We start from the raw sequence: 15305 nt of genomic DNA on the forward strand, positions 1-15305 counted from the left end.
GGTCACCGCCGGTACGGGAGCCCGACCTCCGAGGAAAACCCCACCGATGAGTCTCACCATCGCCGCGATCACCTTCGGCATCATCTTCGTGGCCGAACTTCCGGACAAGACCGCCCTGGCCAGTCTGGTACTGGGCACCCGCTACCGGGCAAGCCATGTCTTCGTCGGCATCGCCGCCGCCTTCGCCGTCCATGTCGCCCTGGCGGTGGCCGCGGGCAGCCTGCTGGCGCTGCTGCCGCACCGCTGGGTGGAGGGCGTCGTGGGCCTGCTCTTCCTGGGCGGAGCGGCGATGCTGCTCTTCCAGCGCGACGAGGACGAGGACGGGCACGCCGCCAAGGAGCCGTCCTCCAACTCCTTCTGGAAGGTCGCCGGATCCGGCTTTCTGCTGGTGCTGGTGGCCGAGTTCGGCGACCTGACCCAGATCGCCACGGCCAACCTGGCCGCACGCTACGCCGACCCGGTCTCCGTCGCCGTGGGCTCCTGGCTGGCGCTGTGCGCGGTGGCCGGCGTGGCGATCGTCGGCGGACAGAAGCTGATGAAGCACGTCCCGCTGCGGGTGATCACCAGGGTGGCGGCGGCGGTGATGCTGGTGATGGCCGGTTTCAGCATCGTCGGTGCGATCAGGGGCTGACCCGCACCTCCTGCAGCAGGCCCCAGGTGAAGTCGGCGACCGCCCGATGGGGCACCCCGTCCGCGTCCGGTGCGGTGAAGGCCAGCCGCCAGCGGGTCGGTGCGGTCCCCTCCAGCGGCTGGGCAGGGGGGAAGGCCGTGGCGAGATCGGCCACGGTGCAGCTCCACGGGTCCAGCTCGGCCAGGGTGTGCGGTACGGGCGGCGGCGAGCCCGCCGCCCGTACCAGCCACTCGTTGAACACGGCGCCGCCGGGGCCGAGCAGCACCTCGAACCGCAGCTCGGGCCAGAGCGGGACCCGCCAGCGCAGCGCCTTCAGCTCCAGGTCGCCCGCCCGCTGCCGGCCGGCCGACTCCGGCGGCCCAAGGACGGCCAGATAGCGGCGCTCGCCGCGCGGGAAGGAGCGGGAGCGCAGCATCGCCTGCCAGCGGCGGTTGGCCTCCCGCATCGCGGCCCGGTCGGCGCCCAGCCGGCGTACGGCCTCCTCGACCAGGCCGGGGTGGAAGTCCGCCATCCTGCGGAGCAGCACCAGCTGGAACTCCAGGGGGCCGAAGCCGTTGATCGCCATGGCCCCAGGATGCCGCGCCGTCGGGCCGGTCAGGGGAAGGCCTGCTCCAGCCGCTGCCGGGTGTTGGGGCCGTAGACGCCCCTGGGGTCGCCCTGGATCCCGTACCAGTCCTGGAACTGCGCGACCGCGTCCGCGGTCTTCTGGTCGTACTGGCCGGACGGCTTTCCGTGGTAGGTCCAGGCCCGGGACAGCCGCCGCTGCATGTCCTTGACGTCCTGCCCGTTCATCCCCAGGGACAGGGTGCGCGGCCCGGTCGAGGAGGCGGTGGCGCTCGGCGCCTGGGCGGGCGGTGAGCCGGTCGTGCCGGTGGGCGGCGTGCTGACGGAGGCCGGGGGCGGCGCGGCAGTGGCCTTGGGGGGTCCGGACGTGGCCGACTGGGCGGACCCGGTGGGCCGGGCGCTGGTGGCGGGCGGCGGGGTGCTGGGGGCGATCGGAGCGCCGGCGGCCGGAGTGCTGCCCGTGGACGCGGGGGCGGCTCCGCTGGCGGTGCCCGTACGGCTCGAGGCTGCACCGCTGGTGGCGGGTCCGGGGCTGAGCAGCGTGGGGTCCGCCACCAGCGCCGAGGCGGAGGGACTGGGCTCGGCCACCCGGTGGGAGTCGCCGCCGGAGCTGGAGAGTGCAAAGCCGACGCCCGCCGCGGCCGGGACCGCGACCGCGGCGACCAGCAGCATGGTGCGACGCCGTCTTCGGCGGTGTGAGGCCTGGCGCCCGGCTGCGCGGGAGTACGCCACATGCGCCGGGGTGCCGTGGTCGTCCATCGGGAACATGCCCAGATCGGTGGGCGCGGGGGCGTCCTGCCCGGCTGCCTGCCGCACCGGGGGCCGGGCGGGGACCGGCGGTTCCGGCGGGGGCAGCACCGCTCCGTCCGGTTCGGCCGAGGCATGCACATACGGGCGGACCAGCGGCGGGCCCTCGACGTGCGGCAGCACTGCCGTGTCCGTGAGGTCCGATGCGCAGGAGCACGGGCCCGCGGCGCGCTCGGCGCCGCAGGAGGGGCAGTACTGTCCCGGCATTCGACCGGTCCTCCTCGATTGCGGAACCCCTGGCCGCCGGACGGGATCGCACAGCAGTGCGGCGGGCATACAGGCCTCGGTCGCGCCCGATTATGCAGGATGATCAGCTGATCTTCACAGCATCCGCCTGATGGTGGGACACCATCCGCCCGGCTTGGCGGGGTACGACCGAAGGGTCCGCTTCGCCCTCCGGCGGGTCGAAACCGGCAAACGCTGACAGACTGGGCTTACGGAGGGTCGGCAGCCGGCCCACCCCGTCGCTGTGAGGAGCTTGCATGGCCGAGCGCGCAGCCGAGCCGGAACGCAGCGGATCCGCGATGCCCGCAGGAGCGAGCCGGATGCCGTCCACTCCTGCGGGGACGCCGCCCGCCGGGCCGGTACGCAACCTCTGGGTGCCCATCGGCGCGCTGCTGCTGGCCATGCTGCTCGCCGCCCTCGACCAGACCATCGTCTCCACCGCGCTGCCCACGATCGTCAGCGACCTCGGTGGCCTGGAGCACCTCTCCTGGGTGGTCACCGCGTATCTGCTGGCGTCCACCGCCGCCACCCCGCTGTGGGGCAAGCTCGGCGACATGTACGGGCGCAAGCGCCTCTTCCAGGGGTCCATTGTGATCTTCCTGGTGGGCTCGGCGCTCTGCGGCATCGCCCAGGGGATGGGCGAGCTGATCGGCTTCCGCGCCCTGCAGGGCCTGGGCGGCGGCGGTCTGATCGTGCTCACCCAGGCCATCGTCGGCGATCTGGTGCCACCCCGCGACCGCGGCCGCTACCAGGGTCTGTTCGGCGCGGTCTTCGGCGTCACCAGTGTGCTGGGGCCGCTGCTGGGCGGGCTCTTCGTGGACAATCTCAGCTGGCGCTGGGTCTTCTACATCAACCTGCCCATCGGGGTGGTGGCCCTGCTGGTGATCGCACTGGTGCTGCCCCGCACCACCACCCGGCAGCAGCACACCATCGACTACGCCGGCACGGTGCTGATCGCGGGTGTGGCCACCTGCCTGGTGCTGATGGCCTCGCTGGGCGGCACCACCTGGCCCTGGTCCTCCTGGCAGGTCGTGGGGCTGGGGGTGCTCGGCGTGGTGCTGCTGCTGCTCTTCGTCCAGGTCGAACGCCGCGCCCCCGAGCCGGTGCTGCCGCTGCGGCTCTTCCGGATGCGCACCTTCGCCCTGGCTGCGGTGATCTCCTTTGTGGTGGGGTTCGCCATGTTCGGCGCGCTGACCTATCTGCCGACCTTCCTTCAGGTCGTCCACCAGGTCTCGCCGACCCTCTCCGGGGTCCATATGCTGCCCATGGTCCTGGGGATGCTCTTCACCTCCATCGCCGCCGGGCAACTCGTCAGCCGCACCGGCCACTACCGGATCTTCCCCATCGCGGGCACCGCCGTCACCGCCGTCGGACTGCTGCTGCTCTCCCGGCTCGACGAGCACAGCAGCAATCTGGAGATGAGCCTCTGCTTCCTGGTCTTCGGCCTGGGGCTCGGCCTGGTGATGCAGGTCCTGGTCCTGGTGGTGCAGAACGCCGTCGGCTACGAGGACCTGGGGGTCGCCACCGCGGGCGCCACCTTCTTCCGCTCCATCGGAGCCTCCTTCGGTGTCGCCGTCTTCGGCACCGTCTTCGCGAGCGGTCTGCGCGACCGCCTCGCCGACGCGTTCGCCGGACTGCGGCTGCCCCCCGGCTTCAACCCCGCCACCGTCACCGGGGATCCGCGGGCCATCACCGCGCTGCCACCCGCGCTCCAGGGCGTGATCCACCACGCCTACGCCGAGTCCATCACCAGGGTCTTCCTCTACGCCGTGCCGATCGTGCTGGTGGCCTTCGTCCTCACCTGGTTCCTCCGGGAGGAGCCGCTGCGGCAGACCGTCACCACCCCCGACCTCGGCGAGACCATCGGCACCAACCCGGTGGAGCGCTCCTCGGCCGACGAGGTGGCGCGCGCCCTGTCGCTGCTGGGCAACCGGGAGGCCCGCCGCGACCTCTACCGCCGGATCACCACGGGTGCCGGACTGGACCTGCAACCCGCCTCCAGCTGGATGATCCTGATGATGCACAAGTACGGCAGTGTCACGCCCAGTGACATCGCCGACCGCGGCCTCATCCCGCGCCAGGTGGTCGAGAACGCCGCGATCGAGGTGGAGAGCCAGGGCCTGGCACGGCGCAACGGGACGCTGCCGCTGCGGCTCACTCCGAGTGGCGAGCAGGTGGCCGTGCGGCTGCTGGCGGCGCGCCGGGCGGAGCTGGCCGAACTGCTGGGGGACTGGGACGACTCCCGGGACGAGGAGCTGTCCGCGCTGCTGACCCGCCTCAGCCCGGCCCTCTGCGGGAACGAGCAGGACCGCCCCCTCTCCGGCTCCGCCGGTCCGGCGGCGCCCCGCCGGACCTGGGATCCGGGCCGGACCTGAGCTCAGTCCACCTCCGGTCGGGAGCCGGTCGGGAGCCGGTCGGGAGGTGGACTGGGTCGGACGGACCGGTGGCCGGACCTCGGAGATGGCCGGGCCTCGGAGATGGCCGGACCTCAGAGGTGGCCGGAGCTCAGAGATGGGTGGTCAGGGCGAAGACGACCAGCAGCGCCGCGTAGCAGGCCAGGACCGCGACGGTCCCGACGATGTGCACCCGCCGCGGAGCGGTGCCGGCGGGGACCAGCCAGAAGCCCAGGACCCGGTTGACCAGCGGCATCAGCACCCAGGTGAGGATGGAGACGCTGAGGATGTTGCTGATGAAGAACGCGGCGTAGCCCGGCACCCGGGCACCCCTCAGGGCATCGCCCACGGTCAGGGTGAGCACCATCACGGTGGGGTACAGGGCGAGCAGCACCGACATCGCCTGCTTCCAGTTCGGCGGGAGCACCGCGCGGGCGTCACCGCCGAAGCGGAACCAGCCGCTGAACGAGGAGCCGATCTTGCGGACGTCGAACGAGGCGACGCAGTGCTCCCCCTCCTCCAGAAGCCGCTGCCTCGTCTCGGAGTTGAGCCAGGAGTCCAGATGGTCCCGGGTGTCGAAGCGGAACACCGTGACCCAGTTGTCCTGGACGCCCGGGACGGGCTCGAAGGACTCGGCGCCCATGTAGCCGGGGAACCGCTCCTGGGCGCGTTCGATCTTCTCCTGCCAGCGGGAGTAGTCGCGCTCCCGTCCGGCCCGTACCCGGTGCGAGATCACCACGGTCACCATGTCCTGCGCGCTGGACTCACCGGCCAGTACCTCATGGGTCGGCGGGGTCTCGAACAGCGACCGTCCCTCGTCGAGAAGCGCCCTGCGCTGAGGGGACTCCAGCCATGCGGTGAGCTGGGCGAGACGGGCGAAGCGGAAGACGACCACCCACTCGCCCCCCGCGGCATGCGGCGGGTACACCTCGGTGCCCTCGAAGCCGGGGAAGCCGCGCGCGGCCTCGGTCGTCCGATCCTGCCAGCGGCGGTAGTCGTCCACGCGGTCCGGACGGACCCGTTGTGAGAGGACCACGGTCGCGCTCTCGTCGGGGGCGTCGCGACTTGCATCACCCTTCACCCTGGCTACGCTAGCCATAGGGGGTAAATCGGGCAACTCAACTCATAAGGCGCCCATGCGACTCGGAGGTCGCAGCATGGACCAGCACAGAGAATTTCTCGCCGAGGCGGTCAGGCTCGCCACCGACTCCGTGGTCAACGGCTGGGGCGGGCCCTTCGGTGCGGTGCTCACCCGTGACGGTGAGATCATCGCCCGCGGCCAGAACCGGGTCCTGCTCACCGGTGACCCCACCGCACACGCCGAGGTGGAGGCGATCCGCAAGGCGGTCCAGGTCCTCAACCCCGAGGCGCCGTCGGTCCCCGAGGGCCACCAGAACGAGTCGACCCTTGCCTACATCCCCAGGCCCGAGGGCTCCCCGGACCTGCTGCCCGAGCGTGCCCGCATGCTCTCCGGGTGCTCGATCTACATCAGCGGTGCACCGTGCCCGATGTGCATGAGCGCCATCTACTGGTCGCGGATCGACAATGTGTACTTCAGCCAGGACCTGGAGGACACCCGGAAGATCGGCTTTGACGACGCCTTCCAGTACGAGGACTTCGCCAAGCCCTACGACCAGCGGCGCATCCATGTCGAGCAGATCCTCCCCGAACTCGGCGCCACCGCCTACCAGGCATGGACGGACAAGGAGGACCGCCACGCCTACTGAGCCCCGCCGCTGACCCCCGCCGCTGGCCGGGGCCCGGCCGGGTCCCGGCCGCCGGAGTGCGGCTCGACCTGCGGCGGCTCGACCTGCGGCGGTTCGGGCGGCCCGGCGCACCGGGCCGTCCGTGGCCCCCGGGGCCTCGCCCGCGGTCGTCTGCGGCAGCGGTCGCCGGGGAGTCCGACTCCGGCTGCAGCGGCGTCAGGCTCTCACGCGCCACCGGGCACCGCCCCTTGAGTCTCCCGCCGCAGCTGCGACGATGGACGGCATGGGACGACCGATGCCGGTGAGGGGCAGGCTCGCCGCACTCCGCCAGTACGCGACTGTCGAGCGGGAGAGCTTCGACGGTGCGGATCTCGCCCAAGTCGCCCTGCGGCCACTGTGGTTCACGCGCTGCACATTCCGCGGCACCGACCTCCGCCTGGCCACCCTCGACGGCTGCCACTTCAAGCTCTGCGACCTCCGTGGGGCCGATCTGAGCAGCTCCTCCCTGAGGGGAGTGTCGCTGGCCGGCTGCGACCTGACCGGTGCGGACCTCCGCAGGGCGGATCTGACGGGTGCCCGGCTCGATCGGGTGCTCACCGGTGCCCCGCCGCACGGGCTGACCATCGCCACCGGCATCGCACTGGACGGCGCCGTCCTGCGCGATGTCCGACTGGACCAGGTCGTCGACTGGCCCGTCGCCGACTGACCGGCGAAGGCCCGCTCGGCACCGCTCCCGCCGGCGCAGTCCGGGCCCCGGCTACGGCCTCCCGTCCGACATGCCGCCGCGGACTCCCCGGGGCCGCGGACGGAGCACCACGTGTCCCGGATCGCCCGGCGGCGGCCCCGGTGTCAGGGATCCGTATGAGGAGCCGGCTGCCGCGTCAGGGCTGCGTCAAGCACGGCGCAGCCCGCGCGCGGCAGTGGTTTGGATGGGGGTGGACACCCGCCGGGCCCGGCGGTCACCCGGTGCGACGCCCAGGGTGGTGGGCGAGTGCAGCCCGCGGGTGTCCACCGGACCCATGGACACCAGCAAGGACTCGACATGGACGCAGGCAACCGGGGCACCCGCCGCATAGTGGTGGGGGTGAGCGGTTCGCTGGGCAGTATCGCGGCGCTGCACCACGCCGTGGAGCGGGCCCGGTGCACGGGTGCGGAGGTACTGGCGGTGCTGGCCTGGGAGCCGCCCGGCGGCGAGTACGGCTACCGCCGCGCGCCCTGCCCGTCGCTGCTCGACACCTGCCGGCAACTGGCGGAGGAGCGGCTGCGCACCGCGGTCGAGACCGCCTTCGCCTGCTGCCCGGCCGACGTCCGGCTGAGCACCCTGGTGGTGCGCGGCCGGCCCGACGAGGTGCTGGTGCGCACGGCCGACCGGGAGGACGACCTGCTGGTGGTGGGGCGGGGACCGCGCAGCCTGCTCCGCCGTGTGGTGCACCGCCCGGTCGTGGCGCCCTGCATCGCCCGCGCGTCCTGTCCGGTGCTGGTCGTGCCCCAGCCCCCGCTGCTGCGCGACCTGGAGGCAGTGCACCGGCGCAACGCCTGGCGGCTGCCGCTCGCGGCCCGGGAGCTCGGCGAGGAGTCCCAGGGCCGCTCACTCCGCTGACGGCGGCCGCCCGCCTCCCGCTGCGGGCGGCGGCGGTGGTGCACGGCGGGCGGGGGCGGGTGGGGGCCGACGGACCTCGCCGGTCCGCGCCGGCCGGGACCGCCCGGGTGCCGCCCGGCGCGAGGAACGGGCGGACCGGCCGTCAGTACGGCGGCGCCCCCGGTGCCTCGCCCCCGTCTGCTTGCGGAGGGCGAGGCGCCGGGGGCGGGCGGGGGCGGCCTCAGGTCCTGAGCAGATGGGTGACCAGACCGCGGTACTTCTGGAGTGCGACCCGCAGCTCCTCGGTCCGGGTCTCGTCCTCGCCCTGCCAGCTGTTGCGCAGTGTGCGGCGCCGCTCCTTCAGCCCGTCGGCGATCAGGCCGGTGACCTCGTCCAGCAGCCGGTCGGCCTCCTCGACGGAGTGCTTGGGGCCGTCGACGAAGCCCACGAGGATGTCACGCCAGCGGGCTTCGAGGCCTTCCGAGGTGCGCTCGGGGAGCAGATGCTCCGTCGGGGCGGCGGCGGGCGTGCGGTCGCCGGGCCGCGTGGTGGGGCGGTCGGTGGTCGGGGTGGTGGGGCGGCCGGTGGTCGGGGTGGTGCCCGTCGGCTTGCCGTAGTCGTGGCTGTCCGGGGCGGCCGGTCGTCGGGCCTTGCGGTCGCTCCCGATGCGGGTACCGCTGTCGGTGATGCTGCTCCCGCTGTCGGTGGGGCTGCTGCCGGTGCCGCTGCCGGGGGTCCGGGTGGCGGCGGAGCCGGCCGGGCCCCGGACTGCGGTGCCGGGATCCGTGGTGCGGGCGGCGGCGCCGGGAGCGTCGGCCGCCTCGGCGGTCGGCCGGCCGGGTGCCGGGTTCCCGGAGGCGTCCGGTGCCCGTCCGCTCTCCACCCCTTCCTGGTCCCTGCTGTCGCCGCGGCCCTGTGCGCGCCGCAGTTGTTCCTCCGCGCGTTCGCTGGTCCTGCGCTCGCCCATGGCGGAATTCCTTGTCTCCGGTGTCATGACGGTGTGGTGGAGCGGCTACTGGGCGAGCCGGCGTCCACCAGTTCGGTGAAGAGTCCACGTGCGTTCACGACGGCCTCGCGCAGCTCCTCGGTACCGGCTTCGCCTTCCTGGGCCCTGCGGGCGACGACGCGGGCCCGGCGGTAGCCCTGAAGGGCGCGGGCGTGGTCGACGGAGAGCGCAGCCAGGCTCTCCTCGTGGTCGTCGGAGGGGTAGCCGCGGTCGTGCATCACCCGGCCGATGAGCCGGCCGGCGTCGATCAGCGCCTGCTCCGGGGTGTCGACGAACTCCTCCTGGATGTCCGTCCAGTCGTTCCGGTAGCGTTCGCGGGCCTCGGCGGACAGCGGCTTCACATCGAGGTCGCGGCGGCGCCGCAGCCTCTCCTCCAGGTCCTGCTCGGCCGCCTTGGCGGTGCCGTGCGCGGCGACCGCGCGGTGGTACTCGGGGCCGAACTGCCGCTTGAGGGTGCGGCTGTGCAGCTGCGGGCGCAGGGCCACGGCGGCGATGGCCGCCACGACGAGCGCGGCGACCACGACGACGGCGATGGTCGCAACAGTGGACATGACAAGCCTCCTGCCGGCTGTGAAGGCGCAGTGGCCTCCGTGTTGACCGTGAGTAGTCGGTGCAACAGGCGGCTTGCCCGAAACGCCCGGCCCAAACGCGGGCGGACCGCGATCAGCGGCCGGAGGCGTCCGCGGAGGCGTCCGCGGTGATGCCCTCGGAGGGATCCGTGAAGGCGACCGGGGCGGCGAAGGCGGCGCGGCGGGTGGCCCGGCGCAGGGCGCGCAGCACCGGGGTGCCGAGGGTGAGGCAGAGGACGACGGTGACCGCCGCCCGGGGCAGGTCCCAGCCCAGCGAGGTCGCCAGGCAGTAGGCGGTGAAGCGGGCCAGATTCGCGGGCAGCGGATCACCGGCGACAAAGGAGACCGAGCTGCTCATCCCGCCCAGATAGGGCCAGCCCTGAAGGTTCATCACCGTGCCGTAGAGCAGCGAGGCGACCGCGCCGTACCCGGCCAGCAGGACCAGTTCACGCCGTCCGCGCAGCCCGGCCGCGCCCGGCAGCAGCCCCGCGCCCGCGCACACCCACCCCATGGCCAGCATCTGGAACGGCAGCCATGGCCCCACACCGCCGGTCAGCAGCGCGGAGGCGAACATCGAGACCGCGCCCAGCACAAAGCCGAAGCCCGGACCCAGCACCCTGCCCGAGAGCACCATCAGAAAGAACATCGGCTCGATTCCGGCCGTCCCCGCGCCCAGCGGCCGCAGCGCGGCGCCCGCGGCGGCCAGCACCCCCAGCAGCGCCACCGACTTGGCATCCATCCCGGCCTCGCCGCCGGACGCGGCGCGGCCCTCGGCGATCTGGGCCACCACCACGGCCAGCAGCAGCGGCAGCAGTGCGGCGAACAGCCAGGGCGCATCGGCGGAGTGGCCCACCAGATCCCCGCCCGGAGCGCCCAGCAGCGGCCAGCCGAAGGCGACGACCCCGACGGCCGAGACAAGCAGCAGGGCGGCCGTGGAGCGCCGCCCCAGCGGCACCGGGCGGGTGGGACTCATGCCGACACCTCCGGCTGGGCGGCGGCGAGGGCGCCGCGGACCTGCTCCACGGTCAGCCACGGGTCCGGTGCCAGCACCTTGGCGACCTGCGGGGCGAACGCGGGCGAGCCGGTGACCACGGAACCGGTGGGGCCGTCCGCGACGACCTCCCCCTCGGCCAGGATCACGGTGCGGTCGGCGAGTTCGGCCGCCAGCTCCACATCATGGGTGGCCAGCAGTACGGCCCGGGACCCATCGGCGGCCAGCTCCCGGACGATCTCCACCAGCCGTCCCTTGGCGGCGTAGTCCAGGCCGCGGGTCGGCTCGTCCAGCAGCAGCAGCGGCGGACGCGCGGTCAGCACCACGGCCAGCGCCAGGGAGAGCCGCTGCCCCTCGGACAGGTCACGGGGGTGGCTGCCGTCCGCAAGGCCCGGCAGCAGCCGCTCCACCAGGGCCCGGCAGGTGCCGGGCGCGGCGCCGCAGTCCTCGTCGGCGGAGGCGCACTCCGCCGCCACCGTCTCCCGGTACAGCAGGTCCCTCGGGTCCTGCGGCACCAGCCCCACCCGGCGCACCAGTTGGGCCGGCCGGGTGCGGTGCGGGGTGAGCCCGGCGACCCGCACCGACCCCGTGGAGGGGGTGTGCAATCCCACCAGGCTGCCCAGCAGGGTGGACTTCCCGGCGCCGTTGCGGCCCATCAGCGCGGTGACCGAGCCGCGGTGCAGGGTCAGGTCCACCCCGCGCAGCGCCGCCACCGGCCCGCGCCGCACGGCCAGGCCGCGTACCTCCGCGACGGGTTCGCCGGACGCGGCCGCGGCGGTGCGCTGGACCGGTACGGCGGCGCCCAGCCGGGCCCGCAGCGGTGCGGCGCGCCGTCGGGCGTCGCGGATCGACAGCGGCAGCGGCGACCATCCCGCGGCCCGGCCGAGGCCGACCACCGGCGGGAAGACCGGCGACGCGGCCATCACCTCGGCCGGTTCGCCGACCACCGGCGGCAGTCCCGGGCCGGGCAGCAGCACCACACGGTCCGCGTACTGCACCACCCGCTCCAGCCGGTGCTCGGCCAGCAGCACGGTGGTGCCCAGGTCGTGGACCAGCCGCTGCAGTACGGCAAGGACCTCCTCGGCGGCGGCCGGGTCGAGGGCCGAGGTGGGCTCGTCCAGCACCAGCAGTCGGGGGTTGACGGTGAGGACCGAGCCGATCGCCACCCGCTGCTGCTGGCCGCCGGAGAGCGCGGAGATCGGCCGGTCGCGCAGCTCGGCCAGGCCCAGCAGGTCCAGGGTCTCCTCCACCCGGCGGCGCATCACCTCGGGCGGGGTGCCGAGCGACTCCATGCCGTAGGCGAGTTCGTCCTCCACGGTGTCGGTGACGAAGTGGGAGAGCGGGTCCTGGCCCACGCTGCCCACCGCATCGGCCAGGTCGCGCGGCCGGTGGGTGCGGGTGTCCCGGCCGGCCACCGTGACCCGGCCGGCCAGCGTCCCGCCGGTGAAGTGCGGTACCAGGCCGCTGACCGCTCCCAGCAGGGTGGACTTGCCGGATCCGGACGGTCCGACCAGCAGGCAGAGCTCCCCTTCGGGGATGTGCAGATCCAGCCCGGTCAGCGCAGGCCCGGCCGCGTCGGGATAGGTCACCGTGACCTGCTCGAAGGTGATCAACGGATGTCCTTCCCCGGCTCGGGCGGCAGCGGTGCGGCCACCGACGGAATCAGGCCCAGCAGTACGGCGGCGGCGGGCAGCAGCGGCAGCACCGGCATCGTCACCGGCACCGCGGGCGGATGGAAGGCGGTCGTGTCCCTGGTGGACAGCCACACCGTCAGCGCCGCGACCGCCACTCCGGAGGCGGCCACCAGCCACTCCCGCAGCGCCCATGGATCAGGCCGGTAGCGGGTCCGCAGCGCCCGGCGGCCGCCCAGCAGCAGCCCGCCGCCGGCCGCGGCCAGCCCCGCGGCCAGCAGCGGCAGCGCCCATACCGTCCCGGTGTCGGTGAGCAGCCCGTAGACCGCGGCGCACACCCCCGTCAGACCGGCCAGCGTCAGCACGGCGGTGGTGCGGCGCACCGCCGGAGCCACCTGCGCGGTACGGCCGAAGCCCCGGGTGTCCATCGCCGCGGCGAGCCCGACCGACCGTTCCAGGGCGCCCTCCAGCACCGGGATGCCGACGCTGAGCAGCGCCCTGACCCCCCGGTCGGTGCGCCCCCGCAGCCGGCGGGCCGACCGCAGCCTGCGTACGTCGGCCACCAGATGGGGGGCGAAGGTCATCGCCACCACCACGGCCACCCCTGCCTCGTACAGTGCCCCCGGCAGTGCCCGCAGCAGCCGCGCGGGACTCGCCAGCGCATTGGCCGCGCCCACGCAGCCCAGCAGCACGGCCAGCTTCAGACCGTCGTACAGCGCGAACACCAGCGCCTCCGCCGTCACCCGGCCGCCCAGCCGCACCCCCTGCGCCCAGTCGGGCAGCGGGATCTCGGGCAGGGTGAAGAGCACCCGGGTGCCGGGGATCGGGGAGCCCAGCAGGACCGCGAAGACCAGCCGGATGCCCAGCACCAGCAGGCCGAGTTTGAGGAAGGCACCGTAGGAGCGGGACCACGCCGAGGTGCTGCGCCGCGCGGCCACCACATGGCCCGCGACGGCCGCGGTGAGCAGCAGCAGCAGCGGGTTGGTGGTGCGGGAGGCGGCGGTGGCCAGGCCCAGTGCCCACAGCCACCATGCACCCGGGTGCAGTTGGCGCGGACCGGCTGCGGGGCGGGCCGTCCGGTGGCGGTCCACAGCGGGGAGCGGGGCCACGACCGGTCAGCGGTTCCGGGTTCGGCGGGCCCGGACGGCTGCGCCGACGGCGATCAGGACGACCACGGCGCCGCCCCCGGCCAGCCCCAGCACCGGGCCGCCGTTGCCGCTGCTTTTCGCGGAGGCGCTCGGGTGCCCGGCAGGCGCGGCGGCGACCACCTCGCCGCAGCCCGACGAGGGGTAGCCGGCGATGGCGCACAGCACGGCGCTGGAGTCGTAGCGCAGCGGGGGGACGGTCGCCGCCAGCACCTCGGCGCTGCTGGCGTCGGTGGGCACCACGGCGCAGAGGGTGCGCCGGGCCGGGGGCTGCTCCCCGGTGGCGGAGTCGGCGGTGGTGCCGAAGTCCAGCACCACGGCGATCCGCTTGCGGCCCGCGCGGGGCGGGGTGGCGGCGCAGACCGACGCGAAGTCGCCGGTGGTCCGCGGCCTGGCGGCGTCGGCGCCGCCGTCCGGGCTCACCGCGAACCGCCAGCCGTCCACGTCCCCGTCCTCCGGACGGTAGGTCGCGGGGCCCTGCTGCTGGTAGCTCCAGGATCCGTGCGACCAGTCCCAGAAGGACCAGTAGCGGTAGCCGGTGGCATGCGCGGGGGCGGCGGTGAGGAGAAGGAGAGCGCCGAGGAGCACGGCCAGCGGAAGGGCCCGGCGGCCGGAGGGGACGCGCCGGGCTCCCGCCGCCGGGACCTGCGTCCGGGAGGGCGTTGTCACCGGTCCTCGCCGGGGGCGGCCGCGGTGTCCGGGGCGGCTGCGGTCTCACCGGCGCGGGCGGCGGCACGGTCGTTGCGGCGGCTGGCGAAGGCGAACACGGCGGCGCTGACCACCAGTACGGCCGCGATGGCGATCAGCCACGACAGCGAGAATCCGCCGTTGTCGTCCTCGTCGGTACCGGTCACCGCGGAGCCGGGCTGCAGGGTGGCGGAGGGCGAGGCGGTGGCGGCGGCCACCGCGGCGGGCGGCACCGAGGCCGGGGTGGGGCCGGAGTTGACCAGGATCTGGACGAGGTTGCTGCCGCCGAAGTTGTACGGGTCCAGGCCGGTGGCCTGGGAGACCAGCAGCAGCTCCGCGGCGGCGGACGGGTTGGTCCCCTGGTCGCCCTGCATCCAGCTGTAGCCGTTGCCCGCCAGCCAGTCCGCCGCGTCGGTCGCCTGGTCGGGGTGGCCGGCGGCGATCAGGCCCAGCACCGCCCAGGAGGTGGCGTTGTAGTCCGGCGTCGGGTCGGCGCCGGGCAGCGTCTGCATCAGCCGCTGCTTGCCCGCGGCCAGCCGCTGCACCAGGAAGTGTGCGACCGCCTCGGCCGACTGACCCTGCGGCAGGGCGCCCTTGGACCCGGCCTGGCAGGTCGGGGCGGCGGCCGGCTTGTCCTTGCGGCTGCCCGCGGCCACGGGCAGGGAGCCTCCGGCGGCGGCCAGCGCGGCCTGCGCGGAGGCGAGGTCGTTGGGGGCCAGCGCACCGGACTTGCCGGGCTGGTAGGCGAAGGCGCCGCGCTGCGCCGCGGGGGCGCCGCAGCCCAGCTGGAAGGAGGCGAGGCCGTCATAGGCACTGTGGCCGCGCTTGGCCACCGCCGCCGGGTCGGCCTTGGTGGCGACCAGGGCGTTGACGGCGAGTCCGGTGGAGTTGGCGTCGCTGGTGCCGCCGGGGTTGTAGGACCAGCCGCCGTCCGGGTTCTGGTGGCGCTTGATCCAGGTGACGCCCTTGGTGACGGCCGCGTCGTGGCCGCCGAGGGCGGTGAGGGCCTGCACGGCCAGCGCGGTGGCGTTGCTGTCCTCGGTGGCGGTGGTGCAGTCGCTGCCGGTGTCCGCGCGGAACGACGGCCAGCCGCCGTCGCCGCACTGCTGGCCGGTGAGCCAGCCCACGGCCTGGGTGGACGGCTTCACACCGGCGCCGTGCAGGGCGAGCAGCGCGAGGGACTGCCGCCAGACGCCGTCGTAGGTGGGGTCGCTCTTGCCGTACAGGCCGGCCGGGACCGCCACCGGGGAGGGGGAGGCGGTGTCGGCGGGGGCGGCCGAGTCCGCCAGGGCGGGGGCCGCCGCGGTACCGGCGAGCAGCAGGGCGGAGGCGAGCACGGCGCCCGCGCGGGCGGCGGCGGAAAGCATGAGG

At 74.3% G+C, this 15305-nt stretch carries 15 protein-coding genes; 5 read left to right on the forward strand and 10 right to left on the reverse strand.

Annotation, left to right across the window (positions count from 1 at the left end; translation table 11 throughout):
* The first annotated feature begins 46 nt into the window (after window positions 1–46).
* Entirely contained in the window at window positions 47–631 is a 585-nt protein-coding gene (locus AB0761_RS27220) for a TMEM165/GDT1 family protein (RefSeq protein WP_377271763.1), read from the forward strand.
* Here the strand turns inward: AB0761_RS27220 and AB0761_RS27225 are convergent.
* Both AB0761_RS27225 and AB0761_RS27230 read right to left on the reverse strand, forming a co-directional pair.
* Entirely contained in the window at window positions 621–1196 is a 576-nt protein-coding gene (locus tag AB0761_RS27225; RefSeq protein ID WP_377271764.1) for a hypothetical protein, read from the reverse strand. The genes AB0761_RS27220 and AB0761_RS27225 overlap by 11 nt on opposite strands.
* 29 nt (window positions 1197–1225) lie before the next feature.
* On the reverse strand, window positions 1226–2209 hold the full coding sequence (locus AB0761_RS27230; protein WP_377271765.1) for a peptidoglycan-binding protein: 984 nt from the start codon (window positions 2207–2209) through the stop codon (window positions 1226–1228).
* Between the two features lie 338 nt (window positions 2210–2547).
* Here AB0761_RS27230 and AB0761_RS27235 point away from each other — a divergent pair, with 338 nt between their 5' ends.
* A complete protein-coding gene (locus tag AB0761_RS27235; protein WP_377274348.1) occupies window positions 2548–4602 on the forward strand; it encodes an MFS transporter in 2055 nt (684 codons plus the stop codon).
* Window positions 4603–4732: 130 nt separating this feature from the next.
* Here AB0761_RS27235 and AB0761_RS27240 read toward each other — a convergent pair whose 3' ends face one another.
* Entirely contained in the window at window positions 4733–5701 is a 969-nt protein-coding gene (locus AB0761_RS27240) for an antibiotic biosynthesis monooxygenase (protein WP_377271766.1), read from the reverse strand.
* A gap of 76 nt (window positions 5702–5777) precedes the next feature.
* Here AB0761_RS27240 and AB0761_RS27245 point away from each other — a divergent pair, with 76 nt between their 5' ends.
* The 3 genes from AB0761_RS27245 to AB0761_RS27255 all read left to right on the forward strand — a co-directional run bounded on the left by AB0761_RS27245 (window position 5778) and on the right by AB0761_RS27255 (window position 7926).
* Window positions 5778–6347 carry a nucleoside deaminase gene (locus AB0761_RS27245; RefSeq protein WP_377271767.1) on the forward strand — a complete coding sequence of 190 codons (570 nt, stop codon included), beginning with the start codon at window positions 5778–5780 and terminating at the stop codon, window positions 6345–6347.
* A 262-nt stretch (window positions 6348–6609) separates the two neighbouring features.
* A complete protein-coding gene (locus tag AB0761_RS27250; RefSeq protein WP_377271768.1) occupies window positions 6610–7032 on the forward strand; it encodes a pentapeptide repeat-containing protein in 423 nt (140 codons plus the stop codon).
* A 336-nt stretch (window positions 7033–7368) separates the two neighbouring features.
* Window positions 7369–7926, forward strand: coding sequence for a universal stress protein (locus AB0761_RS27255; RefSeq protein WP_377271769.1), 558 nt, complete (start codon window positions 7369–7371; stop codon window positions 7924–7926).
* Between the two features lie 220 nt (window positions 7927–8146).
* Here the strand turns inward: AB0761_RS27255 and AB0761_RS27260 are convergent, their stop codons facing one another.
* The 7 genes from AB0761_RS27260 to AB0761_RS27290 form a co-directional block, all read right to left on the reverse strand.
* On the reverse strand, window positions 8147–8872 hold the full coding sequence (locus AB0761_RS27260; protein ID WP_377271770.1) for a hypothetical protein: 726 nt from the start codon (window positions 8870–8872) through the stop codon (window positions 8147–8149).
* 23 nt (window positions 8873–8895) lie between these two features.
* Window positions 8896–9462 carry a hypothetical protein gene (locus AB0761_RS27265; protein WP_377271771.1) on the reverse strand — a complete coding sequence of 189 codons (567 nt, stop codon included), beginning with the start codon at window positions 9460–9462 and terminating at the stop codon, window positions 8896–8898.
* 112 nt (window positions 9463–9574) lie between these two features.
* Window positions 9575–10453, reverse strand: a complete 879-nt coding sequence (locus AB0761_RS27270) for an ECF transporter S component (RefSeq protein ID WP_377271772.1) — start codon at window positions 10451–10453, stop codon at window positions 9575–9577.
* Window positions 10450–12084, reverse strand: coding sequence for an ABC transporter ATP-binding protein (locus AB0761_RS27275; RefSeq protein ID WP_377271773.1), 1635 nt, complete (start codon window positions 12082–12084; stop codon window positions 10450–10452). Before AB0761_RS27275 ends, AB0761_RS27270 begins: the two co-directional genes overlap by 4 nt.
* Window positions 12081–13193: an energy-coupling factor transporter transmembrane protein EcfT gene (locus AB0761_RS27280; protein ID WP_377271774.1), complete on the reverse strand. Its 1113-nt coding sequence runs from the start codon at window positions 13191–13193 to the stop codon at window positions 12081–12083. The genes AB0761_RS27275 and AB0761_RS27280 overlap by 4 nt, the downstream gene beginning before the upstream one ends.
* 24 nt (window positions 13194–13217) lie before the next feature.
* Window positions 13218–13916: an SCO2322 family protein gene (locus AB0761_RS27285; RefSeq protein ID WP_377271775.1), complete on the reverse strand. Its 699-nt coding sequence runs from the start codon at window positions 13914–13916 to the stop codon at window positions 13218–13220.
* Window positions 13913–15301: a hypothetical protein gene (locus AB0761_RS27290; protein WP_377271776.1), complete on the reverse strand. Its 1389-nt coding sequence runs from the start codon at window positions 15299–15301 to the stop codon at window positions 13913–13915. Before AB0761_RS27290 ends, AB0761_RS27285 begins: the two co-directional genes overlap by 4 nt.
* Window positions 15302–15305: the final 4 nt, after the last annotated feature.

The organism is Peterkaempfera podocarpi, from assembly GCF_042466665.1.
GTDB classification, from domain to species: domain Bacteria; phylum Actinomycetota; class Actinomycetes; order Streptomycetales; family Streptomycetaceae; genus Peterkaempfera; species Peterkaempfera podocarpi.

What these genes read in the sequence shown, in the direction of transcription:
- AB0761_RS27220 (WP_377271763.1), top strand. Translation starts at nt 47, where the DNA reads ATGAGTCTCACCATCGCCGCGATCACCTTCGGCATCATCTTCGTGGCC.
- AB0761_RS27225 (WP_377271764.1), bottom strand. Translation starts at nt 1,196, where the DNA reads ATGGCGATCAACGGCTTCGGCCCCCTGGAGTTCCAGCTGGTGCTGCTC.
- AB0761_RS27230 (WP_377271765.1), bottom strand. Translation starts at nt 2,209, where the DNA reads ATGCCGGGACAGTACTGCCCCTCCTGCGGCGCCGAGCGCGCCGCGGGC.
- AB0761_RS27235 (WP_377274348.1), top strand. Translation starts at nt 2,548, where the DNA reads ATGCCGTCCACTCCTGCGGGGACGCCGCCCGCCGGGCCGGTACGCAAC.
- AB0761_RS27245 (WP_377271767.1), top strand. Translation starts at nt 5,778, where the DNA reads ATGGACCAGCACAGAGAATTTCTCGCCGAGGCGGTCAGGCTCGCCACC.
- AB0761_RS27250 (WP_377271768.1), top strand. Translation starts at nt 6,610, where the DNA reads ATGGGACGACCGATGCCGGTGAGGGGCAGGCTCGCCGCACTCCGCCAG.
- AB0761_RS27255 (WP_377271769.1), top strand. Translation starts at nt 7,369, where the DNA reads ATGGACGCAGGCAACCGGGGCACCCGCCGCATAGTGGTGGGGGTGAGC.
- AB0761_RS27260 (WP_377271770.1), bottom strand. Translation starts at nt 8,872, where the DNA reads ATGGGCGAGCGCAGGACCAGCGAACGCGCGGAGGAACAACTGCGGCGC.
- AB0761_RS27265 (WP_377271771.1), bottom strand. Translation starts at nt 9,462, where the DNA reads ATGTCCACTGTTGCGACCATCGCCGTCGTCGTGGTCGCCGCGCTCGTC.
- AB0761_RS27270 (WP_377271772.1), bottom strand. Translation starts at nt 10,453, where the DNA reads ATGAGTCCCACCCGCCCGGTGCCGCTGGGGCGGCGCTCCACGGCCGCC.
- AB0761_RS27290 (WP_377271776.1), bottom strand. Translation starts at nt 15,301, where the DNA reads ATGCTTTCCGCCGCCGCCCGCGCGGGCGCCGTGCTCGCCTCCGCCCTG.